The organism is Microbacterium sp. Y547 (genome assembly GCF_057669785.1).
The window spans coordinates 554685-580681 of record NZ_JBYHFN010000001.1; the positions used below are offsets into that span (position 1 = coordinate 554685).

A 25997-nucleotide genomic window follows, 5' to 3' on the forward strand; every position below is an offset into this window, starting at 1 on the left:
GCAGCCGACGTCACTCCGGGTAGCGACGACCCGCGAAGGGAATGAGTCCGTCGCGCAACCGCTCGAGGTCGGCGACGTCCATGTCCACGGCCTCGAGGATCTGCTCGGGCACCCGCAGTGCCTGCGTGCGCAGCGAGCGACCTGCATCGGTGAGGGCGATGTCCAGCATGCGCTCGTCGTCTGCTCTGCGTGACCGGGTCACGCGCCCCTGTGCTTCGAGTCGTTTCACGAGCGGCGAGAGAGTCGCCGGCTCCATCGCCAGATCGTCGGCGAGACCGCGCAGCGATCGGGGCGAGCGCTCCCAGAGGGCGAGCATCACCAGGTACTGCGGATGAGTGAGGCCGAGCGGCTCGAGCACGGGTCGGTAGAGCGCAACGATGTTGCGGGCAGCGGTCACGATCGCGAAGCACAGCTGGTTCTCGAGCAGAAGCAGGTCGTCATCGGCTTCTGTAGACGGGAAACTCATGCCCGGACTGTATCGCACACAGATCATTAGTACACTAACCATCATGACGACCGATCCCCACGAACCGCCGCGCTCGTTCCGTGAGCGCGTGAAGGCCGCCGGCGGCTGGTACGCCTGGTGGAACTCACGGCTGATCCGGTTGGCCGGCCCCGCCTCGGTGGGACCCTACGAGACCACGCCGCCGCCGAGTTCGGCAGCACGCGCCGAACGCGCCTGCCCGCTGTGCGGCCACCCCGTCAACCAGCACACGTTCGACCGGTCCGGGCCCAAGCCCCTCATGCACTGCCCGTGACGGTGTCACCGCCGTGCTGGCCCTGGCGACGCGCCACCCCTAGAGTGAGAAAAACCAAGGAGGTGGCGCAATGTTGTTTGCGTTGAGTTTCATCTTGCTCGTCGGCGGCATGTACGTCACGGGCCTGTCGTTCAACATCCCCGAGTTCGCCCCGCTGCTTTTCGTGCTCGGGATCCTGATGGTGTCGGCGGCTCTCGCGACGCCGCTCATCGCCAGCGCTCTCGACCACCGGGGCGAGAAGAACGCGCGCTGATCTGTCGCGCCGTCACCGCGGCGAACGGATGCCGCCGCTCACGCCGATACGCTGGAGCACATGGCGAAGGGCGGCAATCCGCGAGGCGGCGGGCGCAAACCGGCGCAGAGACCGAGACGCGCGGCATCCGCGAGCCCGCGCCGTAAGCCGGCGCCCGCGCCGGCCGCCGCACCCGAACCTCCCGCCGGGCCGTTCCGCCTCGGCCTGATCCCCGGCGCGACGCCGGGCACATGGATCGACCGTTGGATCGAGCGGATGCCTCGCCAGCCCATCGACCTCGTGCCGCTCGCCGTCCCTGATCAGCGCGCGGCCCTCATGGCGGGCGACGTCGACGCGGCCCTCGTACGGCTGCCGATCGAGCGCGACGAACTGCACGTCATCTCGCTCTACGACGAGGTTCCGGTCGTCGTGACCTCGAGCGAGTCGCATCTCACGGCGGCCGACGAGCTGACGCTCGACGACCTCGTGGGCGAGGTTCTCATCACGCCTCTCGACGACGTGCTGCATACGACGGTGCCGGGCGCAGTCGCACCGGCGTTCGCGCCGCCCGCGACGACCGAGGAGGCCATCGCGACGGTCGCCGCCGGCGTCGGGGTCGTCATCGTGCCGATGTCGCTGGCCCGGATGCACCAGCGCAAGGACGCCACCGCGCGACCGTTGCGCGACGGCCCATCCTCGACCGTGGCGCTGGCGTGGGTCGCCGATCGCACGACGCCGTCGGTCGAGACCTTCGTCGGCATCGTGCGCGGTCGCACCGCGAACTCCTCCCGCACCTGACCCCTCACACCGAGATCGAGCGAGCGGCGAGCCCAGCGGGGAGAGCGGAATCCGGGGGATGCCGCGCGCGAAGCCGAACCGCGGCATCCCCCGACGGATCGGTCCCCGATGACACGCACGGATCGTGCGCCCCTGAGTCTTCGGTGCCCCCGACGGCGAGAAACCCCTGAGCCTCACCGGCATGGACCGTCCGCTAGGAGAAGAGCGGGGTCCTGCGGCGGTGATACATGCCGGCACCGATCTTTCAGAACCCCGTGCCGTGCACTTGGAAGGGCGCCATGATCCCGGTGCGCGAGGTCGCCGACGCGAGCGCCACGGACGGACTCTCGCCCGCTGCGAGGCCCGCGTGCATCGCGGCGAGCAGTTCGCAGGCGATGTCGTCAGCCACGACGACGGGCGCTGCGACCACGGCGCGCGCGCCGGCGTGCAACCACACGCGGGTCATGCCGACCGCCTCCTCGCCCCACCTCACGGTTGAGCGGCCGACTTCGCACGCCGACAGCACGACCGTCTGCGGCACCTCGGGAATGAGGTCGACGTCGTACCCGAACAGCGTGCCGTCGGCCAGTTCGAGCCCCGAGAAGAGCGGATGGTCGGCGGCGTGCCGGCCGTGCGCCGCGACGTGCAGCACGTCGGCGGTCGCCGCCGACGCCGCCAGCGCGGCGACCGTCGCTTCGCCGCCGCGCAGCACGATGCGCTCGTCCCACGCATCGGCCGCCGTGAGCACCTCTTCGTCGCCGCGGGCGACGCGCGGCCCGGCGACGAACACGGCACTTCCCACCCGTCGCGCGCTCGACCTCGACTCGGCCACCCACCGCGACGCCGACGGCGCGATCGTGAGCGCGCGCCCCTGCATGGCGGGCAGCATCGTCCACGGGATGCCGGTGAGCAGCCCGGGAGCCGTGAGTACGACGCGCGCCGGATCGCCCGCGTCCGCCAGCACCTTGCCCACCGTCTCGCGCGAGAGCTGCTCGAGGCGCCTCGCGAGCGCGTGCTGCACGACCCCCGCCATCGGACCCGAGCGCACCGCGGCTGAGACGTCGAGGTCGGCGCGCAGCCCCTCGATCGCGGTCCGCACACCCGCCGCGTCGAGGTCGACGAGCCGCTCGGAGGTGCGATCGGCGACGAGGGAGACGAGCGACCGCCCGTCGAAGACGAAGGACACGAGCACGGTGTCCTCGCTGAGAGCCGCGCGGGCCGCAGCGAGCGTGACGCGGTCGTGCACGGCCGCCGTTCGCATGGCCGCCCATTGCCGCTCGCGGGCACGGGCGCGCAGCACGTCGACGCGCGCGTCGGCGAGCCAGTCCCCGTCGGGGTCGGCGAGGCGGATGCGACGCAGCTCTTCGAGCTCGGCGGCCAGCACCGGATCGGGCGGCGGCCGCAGAGGCACGACCTGCGTGTGCAGGTGCCGCGAGCGTTCCGACCACTCGAACACGACGTCGGGCCGCCGCGACCGCAGCGCCGACGCGAGCCCCGTCACGATGAGCCCGAGTCCTTGCCGAGCGATCGACCCCGACTGCTCGAGGCTCGCGCCGAGCCGCTGGGACTGCTCGAGCGCCTCGATGCCCCGGGCAGCGCGCCGGCGTGCGACGCTCTCGCGTCCGTCGCGCCGAGCACGCTCGGCGGCGACCTCGTGCGTCAGCAGGGCGGTCTCCAGCGGTGCGCCCGGCCGCAGGCGCGGTACCCGGATGCCGGGTTCTTCGCCCCGGCGCAGTGCGGCCAGGGCCGCGGTCAGCCGCAGGGCGGCGGCATCGTGCGGAAACCCGTGCTCCTCCAGCGCGTCAGCGACGACCACGACGGCGCCCGGCGACGGGGCGCGACCGACCGCGAGCGGCGTTCCGGTGCGGTCGAGGCGACCGCGCGAGAGACGTGCCCGCAGTCGGATGCCGTCGGCACGGGCCGCCCAGGCGTGGCTGCCCTGACCGCGGAACCGGCGCGCCGATGCGAGGGCGACCGCGGCGGCACGGCCGGGGTCATGGTCGAGCAGCGAGCGCGCAAGCTGGTACTCGGCACGCGCCCGCTCCCCCGGGGCGCGGTGGCGTCCGAGCGCGCTCGCGACGTGGGTGAGGGCGTGTTCGGCCTCGGTCTGCAGGCCCGCGTCCCGCAGCACTTCGGCGTGGTCGATCTCGTTGACGGCTGCCCAGAAGTCCGACACCTCATTGAGCGGCTCCCGCACCGCCTGCATGAGCGACAGCGCCGTGACGAGGTCGCCGGCGAGCATCGCGATGTACCCGCGGTTGTGCACCGCCTGCTCGGCTTCGCGCGGGCGCCCCGCGGCGCGATACGCCGCTTCGGCCCAGTGCAGATCGGCGGCGGCGTCCTCCCACCGTCCGCGCTGCATGTCGGCCACGCTGCGGTTCATGCGCATGTTGGCCGCGCGCACGGAATCACCGTCGAACGCGTCGATCGCGTCGGTGAGCCACGAGACGGCGCTGTCCAGTGCCCCTCGCTCGAGCTCGAGGGCGCCCATCTGCCCGGCGAGGATCGCGCGCGTCTCCGCGCTGAGGCCGGGACGCGCGAGCGCCTCGCGGCACAGCGCCACACCACCGTCGACGTCACCTCGTCGCGCGAGCAGGTACGCCGTCGTGCCGGCGACCTTGGCCTGCATGTCGCTGTCGCCCTCGCGCGCGGCTGCGGCGGCGGCATCCGTCAGCACCGCCCGCGCTGCGGTGTACCGACCCGCGTTGACGAGTTCGACGCCGCGCGCAGAGAGGTGTTCGGCGCTCGAGGTCACGGTCCCCATGATGGCCCGTCGGGGCGGGCCGCGCATCGTCAGGACTCGATGCGCGAGCGGTCCTCGGCCGCGATCCCTTCCAGCGCCTTTCCGACGACATCGCGCGGCCTGTGCGCCGCGTTCGCCATGAGCCCGGGCGCGAGCGACGCGGCGACGCGCGCGGCAACGTACGGGGCGGCGAACGAGGTGCCGCTCCAGATCGCGTACCCCGCCGAGTAGTCATCGGGATCGAGGCTCTGCCGACGGCGCCCGAGCAGGTCGGCACGCGAGCCCGACTGCATACCGCCCGTCAGCGCGGGAAAGGCGCTCAGCACCGACGTGCCGCGGCCGTAGACGTTCACCCACGCTCCGATGTTGCTGTACAGCGCGACCGACGTGCGCTGGGGATTGAGCGCCCCCACCGCGAGGTGTCGGGCGAGCCCTTTCTTCTCGTCGATGCCGAGGTCGGGGTCACCCCACCCGTACAGCGCCGCAGGGAAGATCGGCCGGTCGGTCGCATCGTTGCCCGCCGAGCACACGACCACGACGCCGAGGGCGCGCAGGCGGCGCAGCGCGTCATAGAGCCGCAGCGAGAACAGGCCGTCCTCGGGGGTCTCGTGGTAGTAGCCGAGCGACAGATTGACGACGTCGAGCGGGTTGCTCCGGGCCCACACCACGAGTTCTTCGACCGCGTCGATGAGCTCGCTCTCGAGCACCGTGCCGTTGCTGTCGGCGACCCGGATCGAGACGAGATCGGCCTCGGGACAGACCTGACGCAGGATGCCGGCGACGAATGTGCCGTGGCCGGCCGCGTCGTCGAGGCAACCGTCGCGCGGACCCGCCTGATCGCCGTACACCTCGGGGTCGGTCAGTGGGTTCTCGACGCCGATCACCTCACCCGGGCGCGTGGGCGACGGCACGCGTCGCCGGACGACGTCGCGGGACCCGGTCTCGGCCGGCAGCCACGGCTCGTGTACGCCGCATCCGGTATCGAAGAACGCGATGACGGGGCGTCGCCCGCCCCGGGCGAGCGACGCGGTGCGCACAGGACCCGGGCCGATGTAGTCGACGACCTCGAGGCCGCCCGAACCCGGGTAGGCGTACCCGTCGGTGCCCGACGGGTTCGTCTTGCCATGCGGATTGGTCTTGCCGTGCGGGTTCGTCTTGCCGTGCGGATTCGTCTTGCCGTGCGGATTGAGCCCGATCGGAGCGACCGACAGCACGTGGTCCAAGCCCGTGCGTCGCAGTGCCTCGTCGCCCGCGATGGCGTCGCGCTCGGACTCCGCGGTCCGATCGCGCACCGGCCGGTCGAGGGACCGCGATGCCGCGAGCGAGATACGGCGCCTCGCGTCGGCCAGCTTCTCTCCCTCGCGGCGCCCTCTCTTCTTGGCGCGCGGCTCGAGCGAGCGCCGACGCGCATGCTGCAACAGCCGCCATGCGTCGACCGGCGGCACGGGCTCGTCGTCACGCTGAGGCCTCGGCGCCTCGACGATGCGCGCGCGGGTGAGTTGCTCACCGCTCGTGCGGATCGGCTCGAGCTCGACGTCCCAGCCGAGCTCGGCGCCCGCATCGCGCAGCGTCGCGTACGCGTCGTCGGGTTCGCCCGAGATGATCAGGTGGCCTGCTGCGTACACCGTGCCGAACGCCGGAATCCCGGGAACCGGGTCGCGCCGTGGATCCAGCGCGACGCCGCGAGCCAGTGCGGCCGCTTCGCGCTCCCGCCAGGACCGGAAGCCGGAGTCGTCCGCCATGAACACGCCTTTCGTCGGGGTCAGACCTCGAACTGCGGGGTCTGGAAGTCGCGGAACTCGCCTGCGGCGTCTTTCACCGCGAGCCGCAGCCGCCAGAGACCGGCGGCGACGTCGGCGAAGGCGAACCGTCCGTGCTCGGTCGCCTGCGTCGTCTGCACGTGTCCATCCTGGACCAGACTCACCGCCAGCGCAGGGGCATCGACCCACCCATCGACGCGACGGCTGTCCCTGGCCGCTCTCGTCACGTGCAGCAGCACGGTCGTCGTGCCGTCGCTGAATTGCAGCGTCGATGTGTCGCTCTCGGTGCGCACGGCCGAGCGCTCGGACGATTCGACGAGGGTCAGCAAGGAGTACTCGCGCGAGAGGTCAGCGACGGCGACCGCCGCGACCATCCGGTCGACGAGGTCAGCCGGTGCGGGATCCACGGCATCCCACACACCACGCAGTCGTGCGAACAATGCCGCGTCCGCAGCGAAATCCTCAGTTGCCATGAGCACCCTCATCCCATCCGTCACTCTCAAGCTTCTTGCGGAGCTTGCCGAGGCACCGCTGCCGGGTCGGACCGATCGATCCGACCGGCATCGCGAGGTCTTCGGCGATGCGGGCGTAGTCGGGGCGTTCCTCGAATGCCACGACCCGCAGCAGTCGACGGCAACGCTCGTCGAGCGAGCGCACGCCTGCCCAGAGCCGGCGGGTCTCGTCGTCGCGCACGGCCGTCCGCTCAGCGGATTCGCCCGTCGGCAGATGCGGTTCGAGCGCGTCGGCGTCGGTGGCGTCCACGCGCCTGTGCAGTTTGCTGACCTTCCACGCTTCACGGCGGGCGCACATCGTGAGCCACCCGGCCACCGCGCGTGGCTGCGAGATCGACGCGTGCGCCCGCACGAGGGTCAGCCAGGTCGTCTGCACGACGTCTTCGGCGAGCGTGCGTTCGAGTCCGTAGCCGCGCACGACGTGCCACAGCACGGGCGTCATGAGACGCACGAGTTCGTCCATGGCGCGGCTGTCGCCGTCTCGCCAGTGCTCGAAGAGGTCGGCGGCTCGTTCCCAGCGGCTCGGCTCGGTCGCAGGGGCGGATGCCTCAGACCCGGTGTGCGTCATGACGCCCATTGTGTCCACACGGATACAGAGCACGGAAGACCTGCTCCGATACATCGGATATCCCGTCGACGTGACCGTCTCGCGACTGCGAGCGGCTCGACCTAGACTCGCGCCATGACGAACGCCCCGTTGCTCTATCTCTGCGTACGACCGCAGCGCGAGACCGCCGAGGCCGAATACGAGTCGTTTCGGGCGGGCATGCGACTTGACGTCGACGGCATCTCGCAGCACGACCTCGTCGAGGCGCCCCTGCCCGAAGACGCCCTCGACCGCTACAGCGGATTCGTCGTCGGCGGCAGCCCTTTCAGCGTGACCGACCCCGAGTCGACCAAGCCCGACACCCAGCTACGCGTCGAGCGCGAACTCGCCGAGCTCGCCCAGGCCACGCTCGAAGGCCGCACGGCGGCACTGTTCACGTGCTACGGGATCGGCATCGTGACGCGACTCCTCGGCGGTGAGGTCAGCCGCGCACACCCCGAAGGAACCGGCCCAACGGTCATCGAGCTCACCGACGCCGGCACGAGCGATCCCCTCTTCGGAGGGCTCGCGCACCGGTTCACCGCGCTGACGGCGCACAAGGAAGGCGCCGCGGTCGCTCCTCCCGGCGCGGTCCTGCTTGCGACGAACGAGGCCTGTCCCGTGCAGGCGTACCGCGTCGGCGACAACCTCTATGCGACGCAGTTCCACCCCGAGCTCACGCCGCGCGCACTGGTCGATCGGATGGCCGTGTACCGCGACGACGGCTACTTCGACACCGACGACTACGACATCGTCGCGGGGCGCGTGCTGGCGGCCTCCGTCACCGAGCCGCCGCGCCTCTTGCGTGCGTTCGCGAAGCGGTTCGGCCCCGCCTGACTCACGCCGAGGCGTTGCGAGCGCCGCTGAGGCGGCTCGCGAGCATCGCGACCACCGGCACAAGGATGACGAGGACGCCCACGATGATCGCCGTCGCACCGATCGCGGTGTCGCGCGGTTCGAGCGCCAGCCGGTTGTAGGCGAGCCAGCCCAAGCCCCACGCGAGGGCGAGGCCGGGGGACACGTGCCAGCCCGATCGCCATGCGACGGCGAGCCCGATCACTCCGACGGCGATGACGACGGCGACGCCGAGCGGCGTCCCGTAATCAGCCCACTCGGCGGGCCCCTCTTCGGTGAGCCAGGAGGACACGTTAGCCGCCGTCGCCAGCGAGACCCACCCCAGGTGCAGCCCCACGCCCAGATCGGTCACGAACGAATCGAGGAAGGTCTCGGCGGGGTAGGCGACCGTGCGCTGGAAGGCGACGCACAGCACGATGAGCAGCGCGACGATGCCGATGACGCTCACGAGCAGCGTCGCGTACAGGGCGAGGAGGATCCAGACTCCGTTGAGCACGGCCGACAGCGCGATCCACCAGCCGACGGCGCGCTGGCGCTCACGCGTCCGCTGCGACGGCAGCGCCTGCCAAATGGCGTACCAGATCATCAGCGCATAGATGGCGCTCCAGATCGCGAACGCCGTCGAGGCGGGGGTGAGCAGGGTCGCCTCTGATCCGAGCGCACCGCCCTGCGCGTCAGCAACCGCGGTGCCGCCGATCAGTCCCTGGCCCACGAGCGAGGCGATGACCATGAAGACGGTGGCCGAGATCACGGCGATCTGGCGGGTGAGGTCCTTCGATGACGCGGCCATTCTGCGAGCGTACGGAAACCCTCGCGCCCCGTCAGGGGCTTGACACGTGGGCGGACTCAGGCTTCAGGTGTGCCCTCGAGCAGCAGTGCGACGCGGTCATCGAGGTATCCCTGCAGCGGCGCATAGCCGCCCGAGGCGCTCCATTTCACGCTCGGCACACCGTCGATGAGCGTGAGGGGGCCGGATGCCGCCCCGGCATCGACGGCGTCGGGATCCAGCATCCGCCATCCGAGGTGCACGGTCGCCCCCTCGGCGAATCCTCCGCGGCGGGCGGCCGCGGCCAGGGCCGCCCGGCGTCGCTGCGCCTCGGCCGTGAAACCGCGGCGCACCTCTTGGCGTGACCGAAGGATGTCGCCCACGGCATATACCGCGTCCTCGGACAGCAGCAGCACGCCCACGCGCCATGCCGACCCGCGCGGCACGATCCGCGGCGCCCGAGCGACCCCGAGGATGCGGCGCGGCTGGACCAGTTCGCCGAGCCCTTCGCGCGGAACCCCCGCGAGCCGTCGACGCGCGTCGCCGAGGATCGCCGCGACGCTCACGCTGGCGCCTCGACTGTAGCGACCGCCGCCACGGACGGCGCGCGACGCAGCGCCATGGCGACGAGGGGGAAGACGAGCACCGAGAGCATGCCCGCGCCGACGAGCACCGAGGCAGCGGCTGACGTGAGCACACCCTCGGCGACCCCGATCGCCGTGACCGCCACGATGATCGGCAGGCCCGTCGCCCCGAGGAGCCCGACGGCGACGCGGTCGCGCCGAGACGACCCGCGGGGAGCGGCGAACATCGATGGGATGCCGCGGACCACCAGGAGCACGAGCGCGGTGGCCGGCACGGCGGCCATGAGCAGGGGCTGGGCGAGCAGGGCGTCGAGGTCGAAAGTGACGCCGGTGTAGATGAAGAAGATCGGGATGAGGAATCCGAAGGCGACGCCCTCGACCTTGCTCTCGACCGCCTCGCGGTCGGCGGGCTCGGCATCGCGCATCATGAGGCGCCACACGATGCCCGCGGCGAAGGCGCCGAGGAGCATGTCGAGGTCGAGCGCGATGCTCAGAACCACGAGGGCTGCGAGCACGAGGAAGACGAGGCGGATCGCGAACTGCCCCGAGGTGTGCAGGGTGGCGTTGACGGCACGGTGCATCGCGCCGACGGGCACACGGAATGCGAGCCAGATCGCCGCGCCGGCCACGACGGCGAAAAGCGCGAGGATCACGGTGGAAAGCCCCGGGTCGCGTCCTCCGAGGAAGATCGAGATGGCGATGAGGGGCCCGAACTCGCCGACCGCTCCGACGGCTCCGACGGCGCGGCCGAACGGCGTCCGCAGCTCGCCAGCGTCGCGCAGGATCGGCAGGATCGTGCCGAGGGCGGTGGAGCACAGGGCCACTCCGATAATGACGGCGGCTTCACCCGGGGCGATGAGCCAGCCGAGCGCGACCCCGGCCGTGAGGCTCACGAGCCAGCCGACACCGGCGGTGCGGCCTCCGCGGCCCCGGAACGAGGCGACATCGATCTCGGTCCCCGCGACGAAGAACAGCATCGCGACACCGAACTGCGCGAGGGTGTCGACGAGCTCCGAAGGCTGGGCCCAGCCGAGCAGGCTCGGACCGACCGCGATGCCGAGGAGAAGCTCGAACACGACGATCGGGATACTCACCCAGCGGTGCAGGCCCCGCGCGAGGATCGGCGCCAGCACCGCGAGTAGGGGGATAACCAGCAGCGTCGCCTCGAGGTCGTTCACGGCATCACATTAGCGATGCCCCGGGCGCTCCGACGAGGGGAAGCGATCGCGGCGACGAAGCTGCGCGTACGCGTCACGCCGGCGGGGCCTGCGGGCAGGGGCCACGGAGCGTCAGTCCGGGTCGAGTCCATCGTGCGCAGCGGCGGCATTCTTCGCCGCCGCGCGGGCCCGTTCGGCAGCGGCGGCGTGCTCGGCGTCGCGCTGGCGCAGCTGTTCGCCGGCGGCCTCGGCGTCGGCTTCGAGCCGTTGCAGATCGGTGCGCAGATCCTCGATGCGCTCGGCCAGGTGGCCCACGCGCTCCTGTGCTTTCTCGCGCTGCGCGTCGGCGCGGCGGAGCTCTCGCTCGGCCTCACTCGCGAGCCGATCGGCCTCGCGCGCGGCCTTCGCCGCGGCCTTGCGGGCTCGGCGCTCGGCGAGGTCGTCGCGGGGCGCCGGTTGCGGGATGCCCGCGAGGGAGCCGCCGACGGCTTCGGCGAGGTCGTCGATCGCCCCGGCCTCGAGCGGCTTCACGAGTCGTCCGGTCAGAACAGCCGAGGCGGCGCCCGCATCCATGATCGCGGCGTTGATGGTCTTCTGGACGTCCTCGCGCGCGGCGGCGCTGATGTCGGCCCCGGTCTGCTCGGCGAGCCGGGCGGCTTCATCGGTGAGGGCGGCCACGAGCGCGCGGCGCTGACGGCCGAGTTTCGCGAGCTCCGCAGCGTCGAGGTCCTCCTGCGCGTCGCGCAGCGCCGTGGACAGCTCGACGGCCTCGGCGAGTCGGCCGTCGCGTACGAGCAGATTGACCGCCCATGCGGCAACGGTGGGTTTGCGCAGTGCTTTGACCGCGCCCGCGTGCGGCCCGGTCGCGCGCGCGTTGCGCGCCGCCGTGAACTCCCCCGGTGGCAGCACGTACAGCTCCGCCGCGATGTCGTCGACGCCGTCGGATGCCACGATGCCATTGTGCCGCCCGTTCACTGAAGCGGCGACGTGGTTCACGGACCGGGTGGCCGAGGCACGGACGACAGCACGGAGGCCGCCTGCCGTGCGGCTCCCAGGGCGACATACTCGCCCGGCGGGGGCACCTCGACGGGCAGCCCGAACACGAGCGGCGCGATGCGGCGCACGGCCTCTGACTGCGCCCCTCCCCCCGTGAGCAGGGCGCGCTCGAGCGGAACGCCCAGCCCGCGCAGTGCATCCAGTCCCGCGGCGAGTCCGCCGAGCATGCCCTCGACGCCCGCACGAGCGAGGTTCTCGCGCGTCGTCGAGGCGAGCGTCATCCCGGTCAGCGACGCCGTCGCATCGGGCAGGTTCGGGGTTCGCTCGCCCTCGAAGTACGGTGCGAGGGCGAGCCCGCCCGCACCGGCCGGGGCCGCCAGAGCAAGCCGTGACAGTTCGGCGTGGTCGACACCGAGGAGTCGGCCGATCACGTCGAGCACCCGCGCGGCGTTGAGGGTCGCCACGAGCGGCAGGAACCGCCCCGTCGCATCCGCGAACCCTGCCACCGTGCCCGTCGGATCGACCGTGCGCCGATCGCTCACGGCGAAGACAGTCCCCGACGTGCCGATCGAAACGACGACGTCGCCGGGGCCGGCCCCGAGGCCGAGGGCCGCACCGGCGTTGTCTCCCGCGCCGGGGCCGACACGGCGTCCGGCCTCGTCGAGGACCCATTCGTCAGGGCCGAGGATGCGGGGCAGCACGGCATCGTGGCCGAGCGCCGCGACGAGCAGTTCGCGGTCGTAGTCGCCCGTCTCGGGGTTCCAGTAGCCCGTGCCCGAGGCGTCGGAGCGGTCGGTCACGAGCTCGCCGAAGTCGGGGTCGTGCGGGCCGAACCCGCGCAGGCGCCAGGTGAGCCAGTCGTGCGGAAGCGCAACGGCGGCGACCCGCGCCGCGTGGGCGGGCTCGTGGTCCCGCAACCATCGGAGCTTCGTGATCGTGAAGGATGCCACCGGCACGAGTCCCGTCCGCCGGGCGAGGGCCTCGGCGCCGAACTCGGCGATGAGCTCGGCGGCGGCACCCGCCGACCGGGTGTCGTTCCACAGCAGCGCGTCGCGGATCACCCGACCGTCAGCGTCCAGCGCCACCATGCCGTGCTGCTGCCCGCCGATCGCCCACGCCGCGACCTCGTCCATCCCTCCCGCCTCGGCGATCGCCGCCTGCAGGGCGGTCCACCATGCCTCGGGATCGACCGACGTGCCGTCCGGATGCGCCGCACGGCCCTGCGCCGCCGGCTGCCGGGTCGCGACATCCATCATCGTGACCTTGCACGACTGCGTCGACGAGTCGACGCCCATCACGACCGCCATCGGCGGGTCAGGGGCGAGCGCCCAGCAGGTGCTCGGTCGCCAGCTGCTGCAGCCGCACGAACCCGAAGCCCCGCCCGCCGAAATAGGCAGCCGTGTCGAACTCCTCATAGGCCGAGCGATCGGCGAGGAGGTCGTCGTAGGTCTCGCCCTCGCCGAGCGTCGGCACCGCGAGCTCGGGCACGCGCGAGGCCGCGAGCGCCTCTTGCACGTCGGGGTCGGCGCGGAACGCGGCGGCGCGCTCTTTCAGCAGAAGGTACGTGCGCATGTTCGCCGCGGCCGACTCCCACACACCGGTCTCATCTTCGGTGCGTGAGGGCTTGTAGTCGAAGTGGCGCGGGCCGTCGTAGGCGGGCCCGCCGCCGGGACCGCCGTTCTCGAGCAGGTCCACGAGGGCGAACGCGTTGTGCAGGTCGCCGTGGCCGAAGACGAGGTCCTGGTCGTACTTGATGCCGCGCTGGCCGTTCAGATCGATGTGGAAGAGCTTGCCGTGGTACAGCGCCTGGGCGATGCCCGCGGCGAAGTTGAGCCCCGCCATCTGCTCGTGGCCCACTTCGGGATTGACGCCGAACAGCTCGGGGCGATCGAGCGAATCGATGAACGCCAGGGCGTGCCCCAGCGTGGGCAGCAGAATGTCACCCCGCGGCTCGTTCGGCTTCGGTTCGATCGCGAAGCGGATGTCGTATCCCTTGTCGACGACGTACTGGCCGAGCAGGTTGACGGCCTCGCGATAGCGCTCGAGCGCGGCGCGGACGTCCTTCGACGAGTCGTACTCGGCGCCCTCGCGCCCGCCCCACATGACGAACGTCTTCGCGCCCAGCTCGGCGCCGAGGTCGAGCTGGCGCAGGACCTTGCGCAGGGCATACCGCCGCACGCCCCGATCGTTCGAGGTGAACCCGCCGTCCTTGAACACCGGCGGCGAGAAGAGATTCGTCGTCACCATCGGCACGATCAGGCCCGTGTCGGCCAGAGCGCGGGCGAGACGGTCGATCTGCACCTGACGCTCGGCATCGGTCGAGCCGAAGGCGAAGAGGTCGTCGTCGTGGAAGGTCAGCCCGTAGGCGCCGAGTTCGGCGAGCTTCTCGACGACGTGCACGACGTCGAGGGCGGGGCGGGTCGGTCCGCCGAAGGGATCGGAGCCGTTGTATCCCACGGTCCACAGGCCGAAGGAGAACTTGTCATCGCGAGTAGGGGTGGTCATGGTTCTCCTGCGTCGGTGAAGGAATTGTTGCCCCTGACAACCTATAGCACCTCGGATGCCGCGTCCAGGGGTCGGAGGCAGGTTTTCTCGACCGCGTTTCCGAGAGTTTCGACGCTACGATCGACGCATGTCCAGCACCCGCCGCGTGACGCTCGCCGCGATCGCCGCTGAGGCCGGCGTCTCTCTCGCGACGATGTCAAAGGTGCTCAACGGGCGGTCCGATGTGGCTCCAGAGACGCGCGCCCGTCTCGAGGATCACCTCGCGCGGCACGGCTACACCCGACGGGGCACGCGCCGGCACAACGACGTCGTCGAACTCGTCTTCCACGAGCTCGAGCCGAGCTGGTCCATGGAGGTCATCGAGGGCGTCGAGGGCGTCGCGCACGCCGCGGGACTGTCCGTCGTCCTCACCGTCAGCGGCGACCGACACACGCCCGGCGCGGACTGGATCGACGGAGTGCTGCGCCGGCGCCCGGTCGGGGTCGTTCTGGTGTTCTCGGACATCCAGCCCGAGCATCGCGACAAGCTGCGCTCGCGTGGCATCCCGTTCGTCATCGTCGACCCCGCCGGCGATCCCTCACCCGACGTGCCGTCGGTGGGCTCGGCGAACTGGTCGGGCGGGCTCATGGCGACGCGCCACCTCATCGAGCTCGGACATCGACGTATCGCCGCGATCACCGGGCCCGAAGACATGATGTGCTCACTCGCGCGCGTGGACGGCTACCGTTCGGCGATGAACGCCGCCGGGCTGCCCATCGACCCGGGACTCATCCGCTACGGCGACTTCCACCCCGCGGGCGGCGAACGCCGCGCGCGGGAGCTCCTCGCCCTGCCCGATCCCCCGACGGCGATCTTCGCCGGCAGCGACCTGCAGGCGCTGGGGGCCATCGCCGCCGGCTCGGCCGCCGGACTGCGGGTCCCCGAGGATCTCTCGGTCGTCGGCTACGATGACATCGCGCTCGCGCGGTGGATGAGCCCCCAGCTGACGACCGTGCATCAGCCTCTCAAGCGCATGGGCGAGGAGGCCACGCGACTCGCGCTGCGCCTGGCCGACGGCGCGACGCCCGAGACGCTGCGCATGGACCTCGCGACCCACCTCGTCGTGCGCGGCAGCACGGCTCCGCCGCGCTGACTCAGGCGGACGCCACCGAGACCGCCGCGTGCAGGGCGCGCGTGTGGTCCACGACCCTCGACTCGCCCGTGATGCGCGCCGTTCGCGTCGCGACGATGTCGGCGCTCGATCGCCCGAACCCGAGCACGATCTCTCCCGGCTCGACGATCCGACGCCCGTCGACGCCCGTGAACGAGGCGAGGTCTGCGGGCACATCGAATGTCACGCGCGCGTGCTCACCCGGCCCGAGCTCGACGCGCGCGTACGAGATGAGCCGCTGCACGGGTCGCACGACCGAGGCGACGGGATCATGCAGGTACAGCTGCACGACGTCCGCCGCGGTGCACTCGCCGTCGTTGGACACCTCGATCTCGGCTCGAACCGTTCCGTCCGCGCGGATCTCGGTGGGCGGCGCCTCGAGCGCCGTCCAGGTGAGCTGCGAGAAGCCCAGCCCGTGTCCGAATGCGTATGCCGGCGAGGGGTCGATGTTCGACACCTCGGTGGCGCGGGCGAGCGTCGAGGCGAGGTAGGTCGAGGGCTGCGCACCCGGATTCTTCGGCACACTCACCGGCAAGCGCCCGGACGGGTTCACCCGGCCACTGAGCACTCCGGCCACCGCGCCGGTCCCCTCCTCCCCCGCGAAGAACGTCTGCACGATCGCCGCCGCCCGTTCGGGCGCCGAGCCCAGGGCATACGGACGCCCCGCGAGGAGCACGACGACCGTCGGCACGCCCGTGTCGAGCACGGCCTCCAGCAACTGTGCCTGGGTCCCCGGCAGATTGAGGTCGGCCGCGTCGCACCCCTCGCCGCTCGTGCCGCGGCCGAACAGGCCCGCACGGTCGCCCAGGGCGACCACGACGACGTCCGCGCCGGCGGCCGCTTCGAGGGCGGCGGCGAACCCGTCGGTCTCGCCCCCGTCGATCGTCGTCGCCGCGACGTGCGTGATCTCCGCGTCGGCGAACTCCGAGCCGAGCGATTCGCGCAGCGTCGGCAGCGTGATGCCGACGGGGTGCTCCGGATGCCGCACCCCGACGTGCGCCGGGAACGAATAGCAGCCGAGCACGGCGTAGGGGTCGTCGGCGACGGGACCCACCACCGCGATCCGTCGCGGCGCGGCAAGCGGGAGCGCCCCGTCGTTGCGCAGCAGCACGACGGCCCGTTCGGCGATCCGGCGCGCCAGGTCACGGTTGGCGGGCGGGTCGAGGTCGATACTTCCGCGCACTCGCGCGACGGCCTCGGTATCGGCGGATGCGGCGGCGTCGAGCTCGCCGGCGAGCGCCGGCGGCACGGGCGACCAGTCGGGATCCAGCAGGCCGAGCTCGATCTTCTGGCGCAGCACGCGGCGCAATGCGCGGTCAATGAGCTCCTGCGCGACCGCGCCCGACTCGACGGCGCGCACGAGATCGGCTCCGAAGGTCTTCACGGTGGGCAGCTCGACATCGATCCCCGCGGCGAGCGCGAGGGCCGCGGCATCCGTCCAGGTCTCAGCGACGCCGTGCAGCTGGCGCAGGAACGCGATCGAGAAGTAGTCGGCGACGAGCGTGCCCTCGAATCCCCAGGTGTCGCGCAGGAGTCCCGTGAGCAGGCCCGCATCGGCCGCCGTGGCGACGCCGTCGAGGTCGGTGTAGGAGTTCATGACCGAGCGCACGCCCGATTCGCGCAGCGCCATCTCGAACGGCGGCAGCAGCACGTCGCAGAGCTCACGCGCGCCGACGGACACCGGCGCGAGATTGCGACCGCCCTTGGAGGCGGAGTACCCCACGAAGTGCTTGAGGGTCGCGACGACACCGGCCGACTCCACCCCCTGCACGTACGCGGTCGCGATCGTCCCGACGAGGTACGGGTCTTCGCCGATCGTCTCTTCGACGCGACCCCAGCGCGCGTCGCGCACGACATCGAGCACGGGGGCGAGGCCCTGGTGCACGCCGACCGAGCGCATGTCCCGGCCGATGCGCTGCCCCATCTCGCGCACGAGGTCGGGATCGAAGGTCGCACCCCAGCTGAGCGGCACGGGGTACGCCGTCGCCCCCCACGTCGCGAAGCCGGCGAGGCACTCCTCGTGGGCGAGGGCGGGAAGACCGAACCTGTTGGCCGCCGCAATGCGCTGCTGCGCGCGGGCCAGCGACAGCGCGCCGGTCGCGGCGTCCACCGGCGCGGTCCCGAACGGCCGCGTGAGCTGACCGAGGCCCGACGGCAGCAGGTCATCGAGATCGACACGGTCGTCCATGTCGTGCTGGTGGGGTGCCACATCTTCGCCATCGGCAGAGGCTCCCACCCACACGCCGTACAGCTGGGCGACCTTCTCGGCGACGGTCATGCGCTCGACGAGGGACTCGACGCGCTTGTGGGTCGAGAGTGTCGCGTCGCGCCAGGGCGCGGTATCGGTCATCTGCTGATCGGACACGGTCATCCCTTCACGGCTCCCGTCAGGCCGCCCACGATGCGCTTCTGCGCGAGGAGGAAGAACACCAGAGCGGGCACCATGGCGAGCGACGTGTAGGCCAGCACGGCACCGGTGTCGGTCGAGTACTGCGTCGAGAACTGCGTGAGGCCCAGCGGCAGGGGCCACAGTTCTTGCGGCAGGCTCCCCGTCGAGATGACCAGAAGAGGCAGCAGATAGCCGTTCCAGCTCGCGACGAAGGCGAGGATGCCCACCGTGATGAGACCCGGCTTGGCCAGCGGCAGCAGGATGCGCCAGAAGAACCCCAGCCGGGATGCCCCGTCGATCATGGCGGCCTCTTCGAGCTCATCCGGAATCGCGCGCAGGAACGGCACGAGGATGATGATCGTCGTCGGCAACGCGAACGCGATCCCCGGGATGATGACGCCGAGGTACGTTCCGTGCAGGCCGAGCGTGCGCAGCAGCAGGGTGAGCGGCAGGGCGGCGACGGTCAGGGGGAACATCAGTCCTGCGGCGAAGAACGTGTACAGCCCCTGACGGCCGCGGAAGTCGTAGCGCGCGATCACGAAGGCCGCCATGATGCCGGCGATCACGACGCCCACCGTCGTCGCGACGGCGAGCACCGTGCTGGCGAAGACGTTTCCCCAGAATCGGCCCGAGCCGAGCACCGCGATCCAGTTCTGCAGTGTGAACGGGTCGGGCAGTCCCGCCGGATCCGCGTTGAGGTCGGCGGTCGTGCGGAAGCCGCCGATGAAGACGTAGAGGACAGGGCCGATCGCGATCGCCGCGACGACGAGGGCGACGAGATAGACGAACGGCTGCCCGAAATCGAACTTGCGGCCCGCGGGGGCGGACGGCGCTGCGTCACCCGTGACGATCGTGCTCGTGGCGGTCATCCGCGCACTCCTCTTGTGACGGCGCCGGCGAGGTCACGACGCAACGCGAACCGCTGATAGACGAGGGCGATGACCAGCGAGATGACGAACAGGATCACCGCGATGGCGCTTCCGTAACCGGGCTGGCCGCCGAACTGGCCCTGCTGCACCATGTAGGTCGCCATCGTCTCGGTCGCAATGCGACGCACGGCGGGGGCGACGGTGACCCACACCATGTCGAAGACCTGTAGCGAGCCGATGATCGACAGGAACGCCCAGATCCGGATGGTGGGGCCCAGCAGCGGCAGCGTGATGTGCCGTTGGATCTGCCACCAGCTCGCTCCGTCGATCTGGGCGGCTTCGGCGAGCTCGTCGGGGATGCCCTGGAGCCCGGCGAGGAAGAGCAGGATCGCGAACCCGATGTACTTCCAGGTTAGGATGAGGAAGATCGTCCACAGCGCGATCTCGGGGTCGGCCAGCCAGTTGCGAGCGAGGTCGCCGAGGCCCATCGACTCGAGTGAGGCGTTGACGGCGCCACTGGGCTGCAGCAGCAGCTTGAACGAGAGCCCCGCGATGACCTCGGCCAGGACATAGGGCACGAAGATCAGCAGGCGGAAGACCGTGCGCCCGCGCAGCCGACGATTGAGCAGCAGAGCGATGCCGATCGCGAGGGGCCCCTGCACGAGGAGTGACATCGCGACGATGAAGAACGTGTTGCCGATGGCCCGCTGGAACTCGGGCGTCGTGAGCGCACGGATGTAGTTGTCCAGGCCGATGAAACGGTCCGGGTCCGCCAGATGCTCCCAGCGGAATGCGGCCGGCAGGTTGTACAGGCTGTAGACCGCCGCGAGGACGACGGGAAGGATGACGAAGCCCACGAACAGCACGAGCGCGGGGGCCACGAAGAGCATGACCTCGAGGCGCGTGCGCCCCGAGCGGCGGCGACGAACGGGTCGCACCGGTGCGGGGCCCGGGCCCGCGGTGACCACGGGCCCGGGTGTCGTGAGTGTCGCCATGGTCTAGCGGGTCGCCGCGGCGTCCTGCATGCGGGTGACGATGTCCTCCGCCGACCCGGCGCCGGCGAAGAGATTGACGATCCCCTCGTTCATGGCATTGCCGACGGTTGTGCCCATCGCCGTGTCGAGCCAGATCTGCACGAAGGATGCATCGGCGAGGCCGGCCGCGACACGCGTGAGGTTCTCGTCTTCGAGCGAGGCCTGGGCCGCGGAGATCGTCGGGATGCCCGAGCCGCTCTCGGCGAAGCGCTTCTGCACGTCTTCGCTCATGATGTAGGCCAGCAGGTCGGCGCACTCCGGCGGAGCATCTTTCGAGCAGCCGAAGCCGTCACCGCCGCCGAGTGCGGCCGTGGGGTCGCCCGGCGCGCCGGCGATGCCGGGAACGGGGAACCACCCCAGGAACGCCGGCACCTGCTTGTCGGGGGTGAGCCCGCCGATCTCGCCCGAGTTCCAGTGACCCATGAGCTCCATCGCGGCTTGACCGTTCGCCACGAGACCGGCGGAACTGCCCGCGCCCTGCTGGGCGGGCGTGCCGAGGAAGCCGTCCTGGAACGGCTCGATCGCGATGAAGTCCTGCAGCTGCTCGCCCGCCTCGACCCAGCACGGGTCGCTGAAGTCGAACTCCTCGACGCCGGCGTTCAGCGTCTCGGGGGAGCAGGACTTCAGCGCGAACTGGTACCACCAGTGCGCTGCCGGCCAGCCGTCGCCCGCGCCGACGGCAATCGGCGTGACGCCCGATTCGCGCAGGTCCGCCACGGCGTCGACGAGGTCATCGAACGTCTCGGGAACCTCGACACCCGCCTCGTCGAACATGTCCGTGTTGTACCAGAAGCCTTCGATGCCGAAGGTGAACGGAAGCCCGTAGGTCGTGCCGCCCACCTGCCAGGGGTTCGCGGTCGCTCCGACCGCGGTGATCGTTTCGGGGATGAGGTCGTCGAGCGGCATGAGGTATCCGTTCTCGACCTGGTCCCGCAGCTCACCGCCGGGCCACACCTGAAAGAGGTCGGGCGGGTCGCCCGCTGCGAGGGCGTTGGGGATCAGCGTGCGCTGCAGCTCTTCGTTCTGGTATCCGGTCTGCTCGACCTTCACGCCGGGGTTTGCGTCCTCGAACTCCGCCGCGACGGCCTCCCACACCGCTGGCAGAGGACCGGAGGTCGCGTTGTGCCACCACGTGATGGTGACATCTTCTGCGTCGCCGCCGTCCGCTTCGCCGCCGTCGCCGCCGCCGCATCCCGCGAGCGCGGCTGCGAGGCCGACGGCGGTCATTCCGGCGAGAACGCGCATTGACCTGCGTGTGTTCATCATCGAACCTCTCGAAAGTTTCGACAGCTATGTCGAAAGTGATCTTGTGAGGCCAGATTACGACCGGAGGGATTTGAGGTCAAGAGCAACAAATAGAACTTCCTCCCCTCCCGCGGCCCCTACAGTGAGGGAGTGAGCGATCCCTCCTCGGCCGGTGAAGGTGTGCGCCAGCGCAATCTCGCGCGCGTGCTGCGCCTCGTGCACATCGAGGGCCCGCTCTCGCGCGCGGCGCTCACCGAGGCCACGGGCCTGAACCGATCCACCATCGCCGACCTCGTGGGCGAATTGACGCGTGGTGCCCTCGTCGACGAGCGGGCACCCGACCCGTCACGTCGTGTAGGGCGCCCGTCGCCGGTCGTCGCCGCCGACCCCCGGGTCGTCGCGATCGCCGTCAACCCCGAGGTCGACGCCCTCACGATCGGCGTCGTGGGCCTGGACCGAGGCATGCGGCTGCGCGAGCGCATCGAGATCGACCATCTACTCACCCCCGCCGAGACGGCCCGGCTCGTGGCCGAACGGATCACCGGCTGGCGCGGGACCGCGCTCTCGCAGGCACGAATCGCGGGCATCGGTCTCGCCGTGCCGGGGCTCGTCCGCGCCGCCGACGGGCTCGTGCGCAACGCCCCCCACCTGGGCTGGACCGATGAACCCCTCGGCAGCATCGTCGCCGAGGCGACGGGACTGCCGACCGTCGTCGGCAACGACGCCAGCCTCGGCGTGCTCGCCGAGCACCTGTTCGGCGCCGCGCGCGGTGTGGACGACGTCGTCTATCTCAACGGCGGGGCGAGCGGAATCGGCGGCGGCCTCATCATCGGCGGGATGCCGGTGCCCGGCGCAGGCGGCTACGCCGGCGAGTTCGGGCAGAACCGCCCCGGGATCGGTGCCGACGCCGACCGCAGAGCACGAGACGGCGTGCTCGAAGACGAAGTCAGCCAGACCCTGCTGCGCGAAGCGCTCGGCCTCGCGTCGGCCGACGACACGACGCTGGCGGCCGCACTCGCGGCATCGGTCGCTCCCGCCGTGGCGACCGAGGCTGCACGGCAGCGACGCATCCTCGCGACGGCCCTGGCGAACGCCGTGAACGTGCTGAATCCCTCGGTCGTGGTGCTCGGCGGCTTCCTCGCGGCCCTCGCCGAGCTCGATCTCGACGGGCTCCGCGACGCCGTCGCCGCCCAGGCACTGCCGGCGACGATGGAAGATCTCGACCTGCGCGTCGCCGCCCTGGCGGAAGACCGCCTGCTGACCGGCGCGGCCGAGCTCGCCTTCGCCGATCTGCTGCGCGCCCCCGTCTCGCGCTGACCCGCCCCTCCCGCAAGACGGCCCCGGCGGCAGACACACCGGCGGACGACACGCGGGAACCGGACGGATCGACGCTGACCTGCCGAAGGCGCGGGAGTATCGTCGGAGCCACCCGACGGAAGGCCCGCTCATGTCGACGACGACCGAACGCCACGCCCGCACCGAAGCAGAACTGCAGCAGATGGCCAAGGACCACCTGTGGATGCACTTCGCCCGACAGTCCGTCATGACGGATGGCCCGGGCGTGCCCATCATCGTCAAGGGCGAGGGCCACCACATCTGGGATTCCCGGGGCAAGCGGTACATCGACGGGCTCGCGGGCCTGTTCGTCGTCAACGCCGGGCATGGTCGCAAGCGCATCGCGGCCGCCGCAGCGAAGCAGGCCGAAGAGCTCGCCTTCTTCCCCCTCTGGTCCTACGCCCATCCCGCCGCGATCGAGCTCGCCGACCGCATCGCCGATCACGCTCCCGGAGACCTGAACCACGTCTTCTTCTCGACGGGCGGCGGCGAGGCCGTCGAGACGGCCTTCAAGCTCACGAAGTACTACTGGAAGATCCAGGGCAAGCCCGCCAAGCACAAGGTCATCTCACGCTCGGTCGCCTATCACGGCACGCCGCAGGGCGCCCTCGCGATCACCGGCATCCCCGCCATGAAAGAGATGTTCGAACCGGTCACCCCCGGCGGCTTCCGCGTGCCGAACACGAACTTCTACCGCGCCGCCGACATGGGCGCCCCGACCGGCAGCCTCGAGGAGTTCGGCGTCTGGGCTGCCGACCGGATCGAGGAGATGATCCAGTTCGAAGGGCCCGACACCGTGGCGGCGGTCTTCCTCGAGCCGGTGCAGAACTCGGGCGGATGCTTCCCCCCGCCGCCCGGCTACTTCCAGCGGGTCCGCGAGATCTGCGATCGCTACGACGTCCTGCTCGTCTCAGACGAGGTCATCTGCGCCTTCGGCCGCATCGGCCACATGTTCGCGTGCGACGCCTACGGGTACCAGCCCGACATGATCACCTTCGCGAAGGGGGTCACGAGCGGATACTCGCCGCTCGGCGGCACCGTCGTGAGCGACCGCATCTACGAGCCGTTCGCGCACGGCGACCGCGCGTTCTACCACGGGTACACGTTCGGCGGGCACCCTGTCTCCGCCGCCGTCGCGCTCGAGAACCTCGACGTGTTCGACGAGGAAGGACTCCTCGAGCGCGTGCGGGAGTACTCGCCCGTGTTCCGCTCGACCCTCCAGAAGCTCACCGATCTGCCGATCGTGGGCGACGTGCGCGGGGACGGATACTTCTTCGGCATCGAACTCGTGAAGGACAAGCAGACGAAGCAGACCTTCGACGAAGACGAGTCCGAGCGGCTGCTGCGCGGATTCCTGTCGAAGGCCCTCTTCGATGCCGGGCTCTATTGCCGCGCCGACGACCGCGGCGACCCCGTCATCCAGCTCGCCCCGCCGCTCACGGTCGGGCCACCCGAGTTCGACGAGATCGAGCAGATCCTGCGCAGTGTGCTCTCCGAGGCGTGGACGCGCCTGTGACGTGACGGCGTCGACCGCGTCGGATCAGACCAGGTCTAGCGCCCCATCGAGATCGGCGATCAGGTCGTCGATCGACTCGATGCCCACCGACAGGCGCACGAGGTCCTCCGGCACGGCGAGCTCGGTGCCGCGCACCGAGGCGTGAGTCATGGCGTCGGGGTAGTTCATGAGCGACTCGACGCCGCCGAGCGATTCGGCGAGCGTGAACAGGCGCGTCGACTCGGCGAAGCGGCGAGCGGTCGCCGCTTCGCCGAGCTGCAGCGACACGATGCCGCCGAAACCGGACATCTGACGCGCGGCGATGTCGTGCCCGGGGTGCGAAGCGAGGCCGGGGTAGTGCACACGGGCGACCTTGGGGTGCGCGGCGAGGTGCTCGGCGATCGCCTGGGCGTTCTCGCCGTGGCGCTGCATCCGGACGGCGAGGGTCTTGATGCCGCGCGTCGTGAGCCAGGCATCCATCGGCCCCGACACCGCACCGGCGGCGAACTGCACGAACTGCACCTCGTCGGCGACGGCCTGATCAGCGAAGACGAGTGCCCCGCCGACGACGTCGGAGTGCCCGCCGATGTACTTCGTCGTCGAGTGCACGACGACATCGGCACCGAGGGACAGGGGCTGCTGCAGCGCGGGCGAAGCGAAGGTGTTGTCGACCACGACGAGGGCGCCCGCCGCGTGCCCGAGCCGGGCCAGCTCGCTGACGTCGCTGATCTTCAGCAGCGGGTTGCTCGGCGTCTCGACCCACAGGATGCGCGCGGGCCGCTCGGCGAGCGCCGCTTCGACGGCAGCCAGGTCACTCATCTCGACGACGCGCACGCCGACGCCCCATGCGCCGAAGATGCGGGCGATCAGGCGGTAGGTGCCGCCGTAGACGTCGTTACCGAGGAGCACCTCGTCGCCGGGCTTGAGGATGGCGCGCAGCAGGGCGTCTTCGGCGGCGAGACCCGACGCGAACGACAGAGCGCGCGGCCCGCCCTCGAGCGCAGCGAGTTGCGTCTCGAGCGCCGTGCGGGTGGGATTGGCGGCGCGACCGTATTCGTAGCCGCCGCGCAGCCCGCCGATGCCGTCCTGGGCGTACGTCGTCGAGAAGTGCAGCGGGGGGATGACCGCGCCCGTGGCCTCGTCGAACGCCTGACCGGCGTGCACGGCACGCGTCGCGAACCCGGGGTTGTCGGTGTGGTCGGTCATGCGGATTCTCCTTCGGAGGGTGAAGCGTCGGTGGGGGTCGAGGCGGTCACAACGAAACCGCGCTCGCGCATCCAGTCGTCGTCGAAGACCTTGCTGAGGTAGCCGCGCCCATGGTCGGGAAGCAGCACCACCACGACGGCGTCGGCGGGCAGGTCGCGCGCGACGCGCAGCGCGCCGACGACCGCCATGCCGCTTGAGCCGCCGACGAACAGGCCTTCTTCGCGCACGAGGCGGCGGGTCATCGCGAACGCCTCGGCGTCGTCGACGCGCTCGATCTCGTGCGCGACGGTCGTGTCGTAGGTTTCCGGCCAGAAGTCCTCGCCGACGCCCTCGATGAGGTAGCCGTGCAGCGGTCCACCCGAGTAGATCGACCCCGCGGGGTCGACTCCGACGATGCGCACGGCGTCATCGGAGACATCGCGCAGGTAACGCCCCGCGCCCGAGATCGTGCCGCCTGTTCCGATGCCGGCGACGAAATGCGTCACCCGCCGTTCGGTGTCGCGCCAGATCTCGGGACCCGTCGTCTCGTAGTGGCCGCGCGGGCCGTTCTGGTTGGCGAACTGGTTGGGCTTGAAGGCGCCGGGGATCTCACGCGCGAGCCGGTCCGAGACGCTGTAGTACGAGCGGGGGTCCTCGGGCGGCACGTTCGTCTCGGTCACGACGACTTCGGCCCCGTATGCGCGAAGCACGGCGACCTTCTCACCGTCGAACTTGTCAGGCACGACGAAGACCATGCGGTACCCGCGTTCGAGGGCGACGAGTGCGAGACCGACGCCGGTGTTGCCGCTCGTCGGCTCGACGATGGTTCCGCCGGGGCGAAGGTGCCCGTCTCGCTCGGCCGCGTCGATGATGTTGCGGGCGATGCGGTCTTTGGCCGAACCGCCGGGGTTGAAGTACTCGACCTTGGCGAGCACGGTCGCGGCGATCCCGTCGGTGACACGGGAGAGCTGAACGAGGGGGGTGTTGCCGACGAGGTCGGCGACGCTGCGGGCGTATCGCACGGGTGTGTTCCTCGGTTGAGCGCGGGATGCGCGGCTGATGGG

The 25997-nt window shown here is 70.9% G+C and carries 24 protein-coding genes; 7 read left to right on the forward strand and 17 right to left on the reverse strand.

What is annotated here, in order from left to right; translation table 11 throughout:
• Positions 1-10 precede the first annotated feature (10 nt).
• Positions 11-466, reverse strand: a complete 456-nt coding sequence (locus AC25Y0_RS02710) for a MarR family winged helix-turn-helix transcriptional regulator (protein WP_488134143.1) — start codon at positions 464-466, stop codon at positions 11-13.
• A gap of 43 nt (positions 467-509) precedes the next feature.
• Here AC25Y0_RS02710 and AC25Y0_RS02715 point away from each other — a divergent pair, with 43 nt between their 5' ends.
• The 3 genes from AC25Y0_RS02715 (at position 510) to AC25Y0_RS02725 (ending at position 1788) form a co-directional block, all read left to right on the forward strand.
• On the forward strand, positions 510-758 hold the full coding sequence (locus tag AC25Y0_RS02715) for a hypothetical protein (protein WP_488122812.1): 249 nt from the start codon (positions 510-512) through the stop codon (positions 756-758).
• 82 nt (positions 759-840) lie between these two features.
• Complete coding sequence (locus tag AC25Y0_RS02720; RefSeq protein WP_488122813.1) at positions 841-1011, forward strand: hypothetical protein; 171 nt, start codon at positions 841-843, stop codon at positions 1009-1011.
• Between the two features lie 60 nt (positions 1012-1071).
• Complete coding sequence (locus AC25Y0_RS02725; RefSeq protein WP_488134144.1) at positions 1072-1788, forward strand: LysR substrate-binding domain-containing protein; 717 nt, start codon at positions 1072-1074, stop codon at positions 1786-1788.
• 244 nt (positions 1789-2032) lie between these two features.
• On the opposite strand, the gene AC25Y0_RS02730 is transcribed toward AC25Y0_RS02725, so the two are convergent.
• Genes AC25Y0_RS02730 through AC25Y0_RS02745 form a run of 4 tightly spaced genes read right to left on the reverse strand, consistent with a single transcriptional unit; the run spans position 2033 to position 7350 of the window.
• Positions 2033-4531, reverse strand: a complete 2499-nt coding sequence (locus AC25Y0_RS02730) for a CHAT domain-containing protein (protein WP_488134145.1) — start codon at positions 4529-4531, stop codon at positions 2033-2035.
• Positions 4532-4560: 29 nt separating this feature from the next.
• Positions 4561-6252 carry a S8 family peptidase gene (locus AC25Y0_RS02735; RefSeq protein ID WP_488134146.1) on the reverse strand — a complete coding sequence of 564 codons (1692 nt, stop codon included), beginning with the start codon at positions 6250-6252 and terminating at the stop codon, positions 4561-4563.
• A gap of 20 nt (positions 6253-6272) precedes the next feature.
• On the reverse strand, positions 6273-6743 hold the full coding sequence (locus tag AC25Y0_RS02740; RefSeq protein ID WP_488122817.1) for a hypothetical protein: 471 nt from the start codon (positions 6741-6743) through the stop codon (positions 6273-6275).
• A complete protein-coding gene (locus AC25Y0_RS02745; RefSeq protein WP_488122818.1) occupies positions 6733-7350 on the reverse strand; it encodes an RNA polymerase sigma factor in 618 nt (205 codons plus the stop codon). Before AC25Y0_RS02745 ends, AC25Y0_RS02740 begins: the two co-directional genes overlap by 11 nt.
• 114 nt (positions 7351-7464) lie before the next feature.
• Here AC25Y0_RS02745 and AC25Y0_RS02750 point away from each other — a divergent pair, with 114 nt between their 5' ends.
• Positions 7465-8205 carry a glutamine amidotransferase-related protein gene (locus AC25Y0_RS02750; RefSeq protein WP_488122819.1) on the forward strand — a complete coding sequence of 247 codons (741 nt, stop codon included), beginning with the start codon at positions 7465-7467 and terminating at the stop codon, positions 8203-8205.
• A gap of 1 nt (position 8206) precedes the next feature.
• Here the strand turns inward: AC25Y0_RS02750 and AC25Y0_RS02755 are convergent, their stop codons facing one another.
• The 6 genes from AC25Y0_RS02755 to xylA all read right to left on the reverse strand — a co-directional run bounded on the left by AC25Y0_RS02755 (position 8207) and on the right by xylA (position 14231).
• Complete coding sequence (locus AC25Y0_RS02755) at positions 8207-9013, reverse strand: tryptophan-rich sensory protein (protein WP_488134147.1); 807 nt, start codon at positions 9011-9013, stop codon at positions 8207-8209.
• 56 nt (positions 9014-9069) lie between these two features.
• Positions 9070-9555: a glutaminase gene (locus tag AC25Y0_RS02760; RefSeq protein ID WP_488122821.1), complete on the reverse strand. Its 486-nt coding sequence runs from the start codon at positions 9553-9555 to the stop codon at positions 9070-9072.
• Positions 9552-10751 carry a cation:proton antiporter gene (locus AC25Y0_RS02765; RefSeq protein ID WP_488122822.1) on the reverse strand — a complete coding sequence of 400 codons (1200 nt, stop codon included), beginning with the start codon at positions 10749-10751 and terminating at the stop codon, positions 9552-9554. Before AC25Y0_RS02765 ends, AC25Y0_RS02760 begins: the two co-directional genes overlap by 4 nt.
• A gap of 111 nt (positions 10752-10862) precedes the next feature.
• Positions 10863-11681 (reverse strand): transposase, encoded by an 819-nt coding sequence (locus AC25Y0_RS02770; protein ID WP_488122823.1) that lies wholly within the window; start codon positions 11679-11681, stop codon positions 10863-10865.
• A gap of 41 nt (positions 11682-11722) precedes the next feature.
• Positions 11723-13033, reverse strand: coding sequence for a xylulokinase (locus AC25Y0_RS02775; protein WP_488134148.1), 1311 nt, complete (start codon positions 13031-13033; stop codon positions 11723-11725).
• Between the two features lie 7 nt (positions 13034-13040).
• On the reverse strand, positions 13041-14231 hold the full coding sequence (gene xylA, locus AC25Y0_RS02780) for a xylose isomerase (RefSeq protein ID WP_488122825.1): 1191 nt from the start codon (positions 14229-14231) through the stop codon (positions 13041-13043).
• 127 nt (positions 14232-14358) lie between these two features.
• Between xylA and AC25Y0_RS02785 the strand changes: the two genes are divergently transcribed.
• Positions 14359-15363, forward strand: coding sequence for a LacI family DNA-binding transcriptional regulator (locus AC25Y0_RS02785; RefSeq protein ID WP_488134149.1), 1005 nt, complete (start codon positions 14359-14361; stop codon positions 15361-15363).
• A 1-nt stretch (position 15364) separates the two neighbouring features.
• Here AC25Y0_RS02785 and AC25Y0_RS02790 read toward each other — a convergent pair whose 3' ends face one another.
• The 4 genes from AC25Y0_RS02790 to AC25Y0_RS02805 are packed head-to-tail and all read right to left on the reverse strand — an operon-like array spanning position 15365 to position 20918.
• Positions 15365-17752, reverse strand: coding sequence for a beta-xylosidase/alpha-l-arabinosidase (locus AC25Y0_RS02790; protein WP_488134150.1), 2388 nt, complete (start codon positions 17750-17752; stop codon positions 15365-15367).
• Positions 17749-18639 carry a carbohydrate ABC transporter permease gene (locus AC25Y0_RS02795; protein ID WP_488122828.1) on the reverse strand — a complete coding sequence of 297 codons (891 nt, stop codon included), beginning with the start codon at positions 18637-18639 and terminating at the stop codon, positions 17749-17751. The genes AC25Y0_RS02790 and AC25Y0_RS02795 overlap by 4 nt, the downstream gene beginning before the upstream one ends.
• Entirely contained in the window at positions 18636-19634 is a 999-nt protein-coding gene (locus AC25Y0_RS02800) for a carbohydrate ABC transporter permease (RefSeq protein WP_488134151.1), read from the reverse strand. The genes AC25Y0_RS02795 and AC25Y0_RS02800 overlap by 4 nt, the downstream gene beginning before the upstream one ends.
• A 3-nt stretch (positions 19635-19637) precedes the next feature.
• Positions 19638-20918, reverse strand: coding sequence for an ABC transporter substrate-binding protein (locus tag AC25Y0_RS02805; RefSeq protein WP_488134152.1), 1281 nt, complete (start codon positions 20916-20918; stop codon positions 19638-19640).
• A gap of 150 nt (positions 20919-21068) precedes the next feature.
• On the opposite strand from AC25Y0_RS02805, the gene AC25Y0_RS02810 reads away from it, so the two are divergent.
• Entirely contained in the window at positions 21069-22235 is a 1167-nt protein-coding gene (locus tag AC25Y0_RS02810; RefSeq protein ID WP_488122831.1) for an ROK family protein, read from the forward strand.
• A 130-nt stretch (positions 22236-22365) separates the two neighbouring features.
• Positions 22366-23769 carry an aspartate aminotransferase family protein gene (locus tag AC25Y0_RS02815; RefSeq protein ID WP_488134153.1) on the forward strand — a complete coding sequence of 468 codons (1404 nt, stop codon included), beginning with the start codon at positions 22366-22368 and terminating at the stop codon, positions 23767-23769.
• A 24-nt stretch (positions 23770-23793) separates the two neighbouring features.
• On the opposite strand, the gene AC25Y0_RS02820 is transcribed toward AC25Y0_RS02815, so the two are convergent.
• Positions 23794-24954, reverse strand: coding sequence for a cystathionine gamma-synthase (locus tag AC25Y0_RS02820; RefSeq protein WP_488134154.1), 1161 nt, complete (start codon positions 24952-24954; stop codon positions 23794-23796).
• Entirely contained in the window at positions 24951-25955 is a 1005-nt protein-coding gene (locus AC25Y0_RS02825; protein WP_488134155.1) for a PLP-dependent cysteine synthase family protein, read from the reverse strand. Before AC25Y0_RS02825 ends, AC25Y0_RS02820 begins: the two co-directional genes overlap by 4 nt.
• Positions 25956-25997 lie beyond the last annotated feature (42 nt).